Source organism: Massilia antarctica (genome assembly GCF_015689335.1).
Lineage (GTDB): Bacteria > Pseudomonadota > Gammaproteobacteria > Burkholderiales > Burkholderiaceae_D > Telluria_A > Telluria_A antarctica.
Genome location: NZ_CP065053.1, coordinates 4,486,525 through 4,496,831 on the forward strand (window position 1 = coordinate 4,486,525; position 10,307 = coordinate 4,496,831).

General features: G+C 61.4%; 10 protein-coding genes, 2 tRNA genes and 1 pseudogene. 8 read left to right on the forward strand and 5 right to left on the reverse strand.

What is annotated here, in order from left to right; all coding sequences use genetic code 11:
- The first annotated feature begins 64 nt into the window (after positions 1-64).
- Together greA and IV454_RS20000 are read left to right on the forward strand one after the other, a co-directional pair.
- Complete coding sequence (gene greA / locus IV454_RS19995; protein WP_054267450.1) at positions 65-544, forward strand: transcription elongation factor GreA; 480 nt, start codon at positions 65-67, stop codon at positions 542-544.
- A complete protein-coding gene (locus tag IV454_RS20000; RefSeq protein WP_206087506.1) occupies positions 544-993 on the forward strand; it encodes a DUF4149 domain-containing protein in 450 nt (149 codons plus the stop codon). Before greA ends, IV454_RS20000 begins: the two co-directional genes overlap by 1 nt.
- Before the next feature lie 168 nt (positions 994-1,161).
- Here IV454_RS20000 and IV454_RS20005 read toward each other — a convergent pair whose 3' ends face one another.
- Complete coding sequence (locus IV454_RS20005) at positions 1,162-1,632, reverse strand: YhbY family RNA-binding protein (protein WP_054267452.1); 471 nt, start codon at positions 1,630-1,632, stop codon at positions 1,162-1,164.
- A gap of 41 nt (positions 1,633-1,673) precedes the next feature.
- Between IV454_RS20005 and IV454_RS20010 the strand changes: the two genes are divergently transcribed.
- The 6 genes from IV454_RS20010 (at position 1,674) to IV454_RS20035 (ending at position 7,122) form a co-directional block, all read left to right on the forward strand.
- Complete coding sequence (locus IV454_RS20010; protein ID WP_054267453.1) at positions 1,674-2,360, forward strand: RlmE family RNA methyltransferase; 687 nt, start codon at positions 1,674-1,676, stop codon at positions 2,358-2,360.
- Between the two features lie 192 nt (positions 2,361-2,552).
- Complete coding sequence (gene ftsH / locus IV454_RS20015) at positions 2,553-4,442, forward strand: ATP-dependent zinc metalloprotease FtsH (protein WP_054267454.1); 1,890 nt, start codon at positions 2,553-2,555, stop codon at positions 4,440-4,442.
- 97 nt (positions 4,443-4,539) lie between these two features.
- Positions 4,540-5,376, forward strand: coding sequence for a dihydropteroate synthase (gene folP, locus IV454_RS20020; protein WP_206087507.1), 837 nt, complete (start codon positions 4,540-4,542; stop codon positions 5,374-5,376).
- A gap of 22 nt (positions 5,377-5,398) precedes the next feature.
- Entirely contained in the window at positions 5,399-6,736 is a 1,338-nt protein-coding gene (gene glmM / locus IV454_RS20025; protein WP_054267456.1) for a phosphoglucosamine mutase, read from the forward strand.
- 161 nt (positions 6,737-6,897) lie between these two features.
- Positions 6,898-6,974: transfer RNA gene (locus tag IV454_RS20030), tRNA-Pro, on the forward strand.
- Positions 6,975-7,045: 71 nt separating this feature from the next.
- Positions 7,046-7,122 (forward strand) — tRNA-Arg (locus IV454_RS20035).
- A 717-nt stretch (positions 7,123-7,839) separates the two neighbouring features.
- Here IV454_RS20035 and IV454_RS33585 read toward each other — a convergent pair.
- From IV454_RS33585 to IV454_RS20055, 4 genes and pseudogenes are all read right to left on the reverse strand, one after another.
- A pseudogene (locus IV454_RS33585) lies at positions 7,840-7,980 on the reverse strand (Tn3 family transposase); the annotation flags it as partial.
- Between the two features lie 49 nt (positions 7,981-8,029).
- Positions 8,030-9,244 carry a glycosyltransferase gene (locus IV454_RS20045; protein WP_206087509.1) on the reverse strand — a complete coding sequence of 405 codons (1,215 nt, stop codon included), beginning with the start codon at positions 9,242-9,244 and terminating at the stop codon, positions 8,030-8,032.
- A complete protein-coding gene (locus tag IV454_RS20050; RefSeq protein ID WP_206087510.1) occupies positions 9,244-10,029 on the reverse strand; it encodes an alpha/beta fold hydrolase in 786 nt (261 codons plus the stop codon). The genes IV454_RS20045 and IV454_RS20050 overlap by 1 nt, the downstream gene beginning before the upstream one ends.
- Positions 10,026-10,304, reverse strand: a complete 279-nt coding sequence (locus tag IV454_RS20055; protein WP_167094139.1) for a hypothetical protein — start codon at positions 10,302-10,304, stop codon at positions 10,026-10,028. The genes IV454_RS20050 and IV454_RS20055 overlap by 4 nt, the downstream gene beginning before the upstream one ends.
- Positions 10,305-10,307 lie beyond the last annotated feature (3 nt).

The window sequence follows — 10,307 nt, forward strand, 5'->3', positions numbered from 1 at the left end:
GCCGGGAGCATTTTCCGGCGCGTGCCCTGTGGTTTTCACTTTTCAGTAGAAACGCGAATACGACATGAACACATCAGTTCCACTTACCAAATACGGCGCCGAACTGCTCAAGGAAGAGCTGCACCAGCTCAAGACCAAGGAGCGCCGCATTGTGATCGACGCGATCGCCGAGGCGCGCTCGCATGGCGATTTGTCCGAGAACGCCGAATACGACGCCGCCAAGGAGCGCCAGGCATTCGTCGAAGGCCGCATTGCGGAGCTGGAAGGTAAATTGGGCGCCGCGCAGGTCATCGATCCGACCACCCTGGACGCCGAAGGGCGCGTGGTGTTCGCCTCGACCGTCGACCTGGAAGACCTGGACAACGGCACCAAGGTGACCTACCAGATCGTCGGCCTGGACGAAGCGGACCTCAAGCTCAATAAGGTGTCGGTCACCTCGCCGATCGCGCGCGCGCTGATTGGCAAGTACGCAGGCGACGTGGTCGAAGTGCAGGCGCCATCGGGCCCGCGCGAATACGAAATCCTCGAAGTCAAGTACATCTGATGCTGCTGGCGCGGGCCCGCCTGCTGCTCGTGACCGCGTGGGCGGGCAGCTTGTGGACGGCGGGTTACCTGGTGGCGCCGACCCTGTTCCGCACCCTGTCCGACAGCGTGCTGGCCGGGACCATTGCGGGCAGCATGTTCAGGAGCGAGGCGATGGTGTCGCTGGTGTGCGGCGTGGGTTTGCTGGTGCTGGTGGCGCTGGCGAAGGAGGTCGACGCCAAGCGCAAGCGCCTGCTGATGCTGGTGGTGGCCGGGATGCTGGTGCTGCTGGCGGTCAGCAGCCTGGGACTGGGGCCGATGATGGCGGCACTGAAGGAAGCGGCGCCTGGCGGCGTGATGGAGCCGGCCGCGCGCAAGCAGTTCGGCATGCTGCACGGGGTGTCGATGGTGTTGTATCTGATTCAGAGCGTGCTGGCGGCGGTGCTGGTGTTCAAGAACCCCAAGGCGTAATACTTGCGCCTTCTGTTCGCGTTACCACTACGCCGTTTTCGCCACCATCCTCGTCATTCCCGCGTAGGCGGGAATCCATGGCACCTGTGACTTGAGGCGTGCTATGGGTTCCCGCCTGCGCGGGAACGACGCTGTAGGGGCGGGAACAACGCTGTAGCAACGCTGGAATTATTTCCCCAGCGCGCCTTTCTTAGGGCTGGACTGGCGCGGCTTGGCGCGCTTGATGGAGCCGCCTTCCGTCACGCGCTCATTGCCCTTGATCATGACCTTGGTCACGGACGGGCGCTTGGTACCGCTTGCGCTCGCTTTAACAATGGTAACTTCGCGCATTCCTTTACCCGACTTGCCGCTGCGTTCCTTTACCACTTCCACTTTGGGACGGTAAATGACCAGCAGTTTGCCGATGTGTTGTACCGGAGCCGCATCGAGCTCGGTACAAATGTTGTCGTAGATTTCTGCGCGCATGGCGCGATCGTCGCCGAACACGCGGACCTTGATCAGGCCGTGCGAGTCGAGGCTGGCCGAGATCTCTTTGATCACGGCTGGCGTCAGGCCCGCTTCGCCGATGATGACGACAGGCTTGAGCGCATGCGCTTCAGCGCGCAGTGCACTGCGCTCGACGGGGGTAAGTTTTTGCATAATATTTTTAGATAGTCCTTTAAAAGCAGTATTCTACGCGAATGGCAAAGAACAAATTAAACAAAAACTGGTTGCACGACCACATAAACGACCCCTACGTGAAGTTAGCGCAGAAAGAGGGTTACCGTGCACGCGCCGCCTACAAGCTCAAGGAAATCGACGAGAGCGAAAAGCTGATCAAATCCGGCCAGGTCATCGTCGACCTCGGCTGCACCCCGGGCAGCTGGGGCCAGTACGTGCGGCGCAAACTCGCCGGCAAGGATGGCGGCGGCATCAACGGCACCATCATCGGCCTCGACATGCTGCCGATGGAGCCGATCGCCGACATGCACTTCATCCTGGGCGACTTCCGCGAGGCGCGCATCCTGCGCCAGCTCGATACCATCCTGGCTGGCCGCAAATGCGACCTGGTGCTGTCGGACATGGCGCCTAACCTGTCGGGCATCCCCACGGCCGATTCGGCCCGCATGGAGCACCTGATCGACCTGGCCATTGAATTTTCGCAATACCACATGAAACCGTCCGGCGCCCTGGTGGTGAAATGCTTTAAAGACATGGGTTTCAGCCAGGTCGTGGAGAAATTCCGGGCCGAGTTCAAGGTGGTCAAGCAAATCAAGCCGAAGGCCAGCCGCGACAAATCCTCCGAAATTTTCCTCGTTGGCAAGGGTCTGAAAAATCCTACCGACAAGAATACCGCGCTGGAAGAAGAATCGCCCCTTGATATTTGACGGGTTTAGCCGCACATCAGCCAAGGAAAGCCGCAAAAGACATGGAAATTGGGTAAAAATTGCCTGATGTTCATGGCTTTTCAGTAGTTTTTCAGCCCGGCAGCGGGGCGTGCGTAGCACCGCCTGCTTATTGCGAGTAAAATCGGCGTTCTAAAATCGGTAAAAAGATGCGCCTGCATCGAAGGAGTTTTCGTGAATAATATGTTTTCAAAATCCGCCATCTGGGTAGTCGTTGCCCTGCTGTTGTTCATGCTGTTCAGACAGTTTGACAACCACAGCGCTGCCGGCGGCAGCAAGTCCATCCCTTATTCCGAACTGCTCGATGAGGTCAAGGCCCGCCGTATCAAGGATGTGGTCATTGAAGGGCAGAACATCACCGCAACCCGCTCGGATGAGAGCAAGGTGCGTGCCACAGCGTCGATGCTCGACCGCGGCCTGGTATCGGACCTGCGCGATGCGAATGTTCATTTCGACATCAAACCGCCTGAAGATCCATCGTTCCTGACCACCGTATTCATTTCCTGGTTCCCGTTCCTGTTGCTGATCGGTGTCTGGGTCTTCTTCATGCGCCAGATGCAGGGCGGCGGCAAGGGCGGGGCTTTCTCCTTCGGCAAGTCGAAAGCACGCATGATGGATGAAACCAACAACACCGTTACCTTCGCCGACGTCGCCGGTTGCGACGAAGCGAAAGAAGAAGTCAACGAAATCGTCGACTTCCTCAAGGACCCGACCAAGTTCCAGAAGCTGGGCGGACGCATCCCGCGCGGCGTGCTGATGGTCGGTCCTCCGGGTACCGGTAAAACCCTGCTGGCGCGCGCCATCGCCGGCGAAGCGAAGGTACCGTTCTTCTCGATCTCCGGTTCGGACTTCGTTGAAATGTTCGTCGGCGTCGGCGCGAGCCGCGTGCGCGACATGTTCGAGAACGCCAAAAAACACTCGCCTTGCATCATTTTCATCGACGAGATCGACGCGGTCGGCCGTCATCGTGGCGCCGGCATGGGCGGCGGTAACGACGAGCGCGAACAGACCCTGAACCAGTTGCTGGTCGAGATGGACGGTTTTGAAGCCAGCTCCGGCGTGATCGTCGTGGCCGCCACCAACCGCGCCGACGTGCTCGACAAGGCCTTGCTGCGTCCGGGCCGTTTCGACCGCCAGGTCATGGTTGGCTTGCCGGACATCCGCGGCCGCGAACAGATTCTCAATGTGCACATGCGCAAGGTGCCTATCGGCGCTGACGTCAAGGCCGACATCCTGGCACGCGGTACGCCTGGCTTCTCGGGCGCCGACTTGGCCAACCTGGTCAACGAAGCAGCCCTGTTCGCCGCGCGCCGTAGCAAGCGCCTGGTGGAAATGAGCGACTTCGAAGATGCCAAGGACAAGATCTACATGGGTCCCGAGCGTAAATCGATGGTCATGCGCGAGGAAGAGCGCCGCAACACGGCGTACCACGAGTCCGGCCACGCCGTCATCGCCAAGCTGCTGCCGAAGGCCGATCCGGTGCACAAGGTCACGATCATGCCGCGTGGCTATGCCCTCGGCCTGACCTGGCAGTTGCCTGAACACGATGTCCTGTCCGGCTACAAGGACAAGATGCTGGAAGAAATCTCGATCCTGTTCGGTGGCCGTATTGCCGAAGAGCTGTTCGTCGGTCAAATGTCGACCGGCGCGTCGAACGACTTCTCGCGTGCCACCAAACTGGCGCGCTCGATGGTGACCCGTTTCGGCATGAGCGACAGCATGGGCGTGATGGTCTACGAGGATAGCGAAAACGAAGGGTTCTTCGGCGGCGCCACCAAGACCATTTCCGAGGCGACCCAGCAAAAGGTCGACGCGGAAATCCGTTCGATTCTCGACACGCAGTACGCGCTCTCGCGCCGCCTGCTGGAAGAGAACCGCGACAAGGTCGAAAAAATGACCCGCGCGCTGCTCGACTGGGAAACCATCGACGCCGACCAGATCAACGACATCATGGCCGGGCACGAACCGCGCGAGCCGAAGTCGGGTGTCCTGACCAAGCGCACGCCGCCTCCTGGCGACAGCGGCTCGGGCGGAGTTTCACCGAACGCGACAGCACCGGCGTAAATTTCTCCGCTTCTTGCGAGCTTGTATATAATGCCGTTCAGACAAGACTGAGCGGCATTTTTTATGGTCGATCAATTAACAATGCGATGTAAACGGTATGCGACAATATTTTCAATGCGGCCGCTTTGGCTTCGACCTGGCGGCCAAACCCCTGGTCATGGGCATCCTCAACGTCACGCCTGATTCGTTTTCGGACGGCGGGCGTTTCCAGTCGCTCGAATTTGCGCTCTCGCGCGCCGAGGAAATGGCGAGCGAAGGCGTGGACTTGATCGATATTGGCGGTGAATCGAGCCGCCCGGGCGCACCCGGTTTGGCGCTCGACGAGGAGTTGCGCAGGGTGATGCCGGTGCTCTACGCCCTGCGCGACCTCGGCAAGCCCTTGTCGATCGATACCTACAAGCCCGAGGTGATGCGCGAGGCGATCCTGGCCGGGGTCGACATGATCAATGATATCAACGCCTTTCGCGCGCCCGGCGCGTTGGAGGCGGTGGCCGGCAGCGACTGCGCACTGTGCGTGATGCACATGCAGAGTACGCCGCAGACCATGCAGCAGGAGCCCGTCTACGGCGACGTGGTGCGCGAAGTGACCGATTTCCTGCGCGAGCGGGTCGACGCCATGCTGGCCATCGGCATCGAGCGCCAGCGCATCTGCATCGATCCGGGTTTCGGGTTCGGCAAGACGGTGGAACACAACTATGCCTTGTTGCGCAACATCGGCAACATGCAGCGCGAACTGGGCTTGCCCGTGCTGGCTGGCGTGTCGCGCAAGTCGATGATCGGCGCCGTGACCGGCAAGCCGGTCGAGCAGCGCCTGGCCGGCAGCCTCGCGGGTGCGCTCGCTGCGGTAGCGCAGGGCGCGCGCATCGTGCGCGTCCATGATGTAACTGAAACGGTAGATGCACTCACAGTGTGGCAAGCTGCCACCATTCATTAATTTATTCAACAAAAGAGAAAACATGGCACGTAAATATTTCGGTACGGACGGTGTGCGTGGGCTGGTTGGTGTAGCACCGATCACCCCTGATTTCGTGATGCGCCTCGGTTACGCCGCGGGTAAAGTCCTGGCGAAAACCAACGCCGCCTCCGGCCGCCCGACGGTCCTGATCGGCAAGGACACCCGTATTTCCGGCTACATGCTTGAATCGGCACTGGAAGCGGGCTTCAATGCCGCCGGCGTGGACGTGATGCTGGCCGGCCCGATGCCGACCCCGGCCGTGGCTTACCTGACGCGCGCGCTGCGCCTGTCGGCCGGCGTGGTGATTTCGGCGTCGCACAACCCGTTCCAGGACAATGGCATCAAGTTCTTCTCCGAACACGGCACCAAGCTGCCGGACGCCGTCGAACACGAAATCGAAACCATGATCGACCAGCCGATGGAATGCGTGCCCGCTGAAAAGCTGGGCCGCGCCAAGCGCCTGGAAGACGCCAAGGGCCGTTATATTGAATTTTGCAAGAGCACCTTTCCGAACGAACTCGACCTGCGCGGCCTGCGCATCGTGCTCGACTGCGCGCACGGTGCCGCGTATCACATCGCACCGCACGTGTTCCACGAGCTGGGCGCGGAAGTCATCGCCATCGGCAACAAGCCGAACGGATTCAACATCAACGATGGCTTCGGCGCGACGGCACCGAAAGCCATGGCGGCGGCCGTGCTCGAACACCGCGCCGACCTCGGCATCGCGCTCGATGGCGACGCCGACCGCCTGGTGATGTGCGACGGCGCCGGCCGCATCTACAACGGCGACGAGCTGCTGTATGTGATGGTGCGCGACCGCATGATGACCGGCCCGGTTGCCGGCGCCGTGGGTACCTTGATGACGAATATGGCGCTGGAAGTGGCGTTCAAGGAACTCGGTATTGGTTTTGCGCGCGCCAAGGTGGGCGACCGCTACGTGCTGGAAGTGATGAAGGAAAACGGCTGGCTGTTCGGCGGCGAAGGTTCGGGCCACTTGCTGGCGCTGGACAAGCACACCACCGGCGACGGCATCGTGTCCGCGCTGCAGGTGCTGTCGGCGCTCAAGCGCAGCGGCAAGAGCCTGGACAAGTGCTGCAAGGAACTGACCTTGTATCCGCAGACCTTGATCAACGTGCGCGTGCCGGCCGGCTTCGACTGGACCAAGCATCCCGACATGGTGGCCGAGAAGGAAGCCGTGGAAGCGGAACTGGGCGACACGGGCCGCGTGCTGATCCGCGCATCCGGCACCGAGCCCCTGATCCGCGTGATGGTGGAGGCGAAGAATGCGCAGGTCGCCGACTCGACCGCGCGCCGGATTGCCAGCAAGGTTCCGGCGTAAACAGGCAGCGGCGAAGGGGGGAGGGCGCGGCCGTGCAGATGGGCGCGCAGCTGAGCGGATGGACGGCATCGAGGTAGAGTTTTCCGGGTTTCAACATCTCACGGAAAACTTCACGATGTGGCGTTGACGTTTGGGGGTCCCCCGACGTATAATAACGTCTTCGGAGTGTGGCGCAGTCCGGTAGCGCACCTGGTTTGGGACCAGGGGGTCCAAGGTTCGAATCCTTGTACTCCGACCAAGTTAAAAGACGGGCTGTCATTCATTTGACGGCCCGTTTTTATTTCCACGGGGTTTCCTCCCCGCGACAGACTGCCCATAGCTCAGTTGGATAGAGCATCAGCCTTCTAAGCTGAGGGTCACAGGTTCGATTCCTGTTGGGCAGGCCAATAAAATCAAAGACTTACACGAGATTCTTGTTTTTCTGATCGCTGAAAACTGCGTAGCTCTAGCCTCGTGTACCCGCTGTGTACCCCGCTGTGCTGAATGCGGCAGGCTATGTCGATAGTAGGTCGACTTGAAAAGCATATGGATTTTTCTGGCCGTGCCACCTAGTCGGTGGCTGTGGGGCGGCGTTCGGGGGAGGGAGTAACGCGCAGCAAGATCACTCAAGATGTCAAAGCTGGAGCGACCCTGCTTCGGGGGGCTGGATGTCATCCAGATGGAAGGATAGGCGCACCTTGGGGTTCGGATGCGCGCTGTGGCTTGAAGGTGCAGGGGCCTTATTCGGCAACGTAGCGAGGAGAGTAGCGCAAGCTACCAGCGTTGCGGCCTTGCGTAACAGTAATCTTACATTGATGTACTAGCGCCTCAATAACGCCTTTGCGGTTTTGCAGCGCCATACGGCTTGCAGCGGTCGACCAAGATGCCATCGGAGATCGGTTTGCCGTTCTTATTGGCAAAATGCTGGGTGATTTTTCAAGCACCTTGCTCTCCAACTTCGCATGGGTGCTGTCGAAGAGGTTGAAAGCTCTCCGTCTCTTAGCGCCGTTTGTAACAAGTGGAGGGCCATATCCGCAAGGAGATCCTCTGCTTTTCCGTCCAACCCGATTCACCGCGGCTTGACGCGTGCGTCCGATAGGCAGACTCGGTCAGGTCATGCGCCTTGCGTGGATAGTGCGCCTGAGCTCGACATCGTCAATGTACTTAAGCAGGAATTGTGTCCTGATCACCCGACCCCGCTCATGAAATGCGAAGTACCGCCTGTTTTTTCGGTGGTCGGTGCCCAGGCGGCGCAAGATCATCGACGGCGGATGTCCGGAATATGACGGCTTGCTGACAATTCCAAGTCAATGACTACATCTGCCGGCGGCAGAGATAAGCGACCGCTCGCACCCCACCCACGCGGCCGTCGCAGCGGCGCGCGTCGTCCCGCAGCGCGATCAGATTTGCGGCAACCCCGGGTGCGTTCAGCAGGCGCGCGGCGTGCTCGCGTAGCATTTGGGGCGAGTGCCGCACGCGCGAGACGCGTACGCCGACGCCTAGTTCCTCGAGCCGCTGGGCGATCCAGGTCTGGTCGAAGACGAAAGGGAAGGTGATCGCGGGTACGCCGCTATGCAGGCATTCTGCCGCTGTGTTGTAGCCGCCGTGCCCGAATACCAGGTCGAACAGTTCGAGCAGGTAGAACTGGTTGACGAAGGGACGGCTGATGACAGTGGCTTGGATCTGCACGCCCTCGAACGCTTCCCGCAGCACGTCCTCGGGCGCGGAAAACAGGAACAGGCAGTCCGGCTCGTTGTGCGACAGTAGGATATTGCGGAAGATCTTCACGGCCGCCTCACGGTTCGACGCCAGCCGGGCCACCACGGAGCCAAGCGCGACGAAGAACTTCCTGCCTTCGAATTGGCCAATCTGCGCGGCCAGCGCCGCGTCGTCGGCGCTTGGTGCGCGCCGCAGGAAGGCCGGGCCGATGAACGAGACCGGCCGGCCGCCGCTCGAACGCGGCGCCGTGGTGGCGCCGCAAAACAGTTCGCTTGCAAAGCACAGATGGCGTTCAGGCGACGGTTGAACGGCGCCGCGATCGAGCCGTTCGGCCAGCGTGGCGCACATTTGCGCAAAGACCTTGTCGAACGCCTGCGCCATACCCTGGCTGAGAATGGCCGATACGCCGTCCTTGGGCAGGAATTCGAGCGGCGAGCTGACCGTGTACATGAAAGGGCAGTAAAGTGCGCGCGCGATCATCGGCGCCAGCGGCAGCAATTGGTCGAACAGCAGCAGGTCGGGCTTGAAATCCGCGCAGTGGCGCAGCGTATCTTCGTACACATGCAGGCAGAAGTGCTGCAGGGCATGGACCGCCTCGAGAACGACGTTGCCCCCCGCCGCGCCAACTACCTGGTCGATGCTGAACGCCGCGACCGTCGCGCGCGCGACGCCTTCCGGCATGCTGAACGGCTGCGCGAAATAGTCGATCACCAGCACCTCGTGCCCGCACTCGCGCAAGGCTTGCGCGAGTGCGGCCAGCGGAGTCATATGGCCCACCAGCGGCGGTGCCGCGCACACGATCCTCGCCATCACACGCCCCCTGCAAGGATGGTCTGCAAGGCGTCGCCGACTGCGCCGGCGTTCTTGATGACGAAGTCGTGCTCGCCCTCGACGATCGTCAGGCTGCAGTCCTTGATCAGCGACTGCTGGTGCTCGGCGTAGCCGAGATATCCGGCGCGGCTCGAATAGATCAGCGCAGTCTTGCAGGCGATCGCCTCGAATGCGGCGTCGCTGAAGGGCTGGTCGGCCAGTACCTCGTGCCGGAAGCTGGTTTGCCGCAGTGCGTCCAGGCGCGACTTGGCGTTGCCGATCTGGCGTCGGCGACCCTGGATGTCGTGCCGCAGGCTGTCCTTGATCGGATCGATGAAGCGGCCCGACGGTGCAAAGTCGCCACCCAGCACGGCACTGAGGCCGTCGAGCATGTCGTCGATGTCCTGCGCCGCCACCGGCAGCGGCGGCGAGTCGACGACCACCAGCGCCGCCGCCGACTCGGGGTAGCGCATCGCCCACGCGGTCGCGACATGACCACCGTAGCTGTAGCCGACCACCGTTACCGGGCCGCTGGCCAAGCGGCGCCGCACCCGTTCGAGATCGCGCGCGTGCTCGCCCAGGCTGTAGCCATGCGGCGGCGCCGGCGAGAGGCCGTGGCCGCGCTGGTCGTAGCTGACGACGTGGTAGTGCTTCATCAGCCGGAACGCATACGCGAGCACCCACAGCCCGGCGCTGCCGGCCATGCCGTGCACGAACAGCACCGTCGGCAGGGCCGGGTCGCCCATCTCGATGGCGTTCAGTTCAATGCCACCGTCCTCGCTCATGCCACGTCGGCGGCGATGAACTGGGCGATGTCGCCCACCGTCAGGCCGACGATCGACTCCATCGTCATGCGCTTGAACCACGATTCGAAATCGACCCCGGGGAATTTCTTGAACATCAGCTCGATCACTTTCGCGATTTCGATGCTGTCCAGTTCAATCCCTTCACTCAGGCTGGTGCCGGCCTCGATCTCCATCTCCTGCGCCCACTCCGGGCCCACCACCTGGTGGATCGCCAGTCGGATTTCCTGTACTGCCTGCTCGTTACTGATACCCATGCT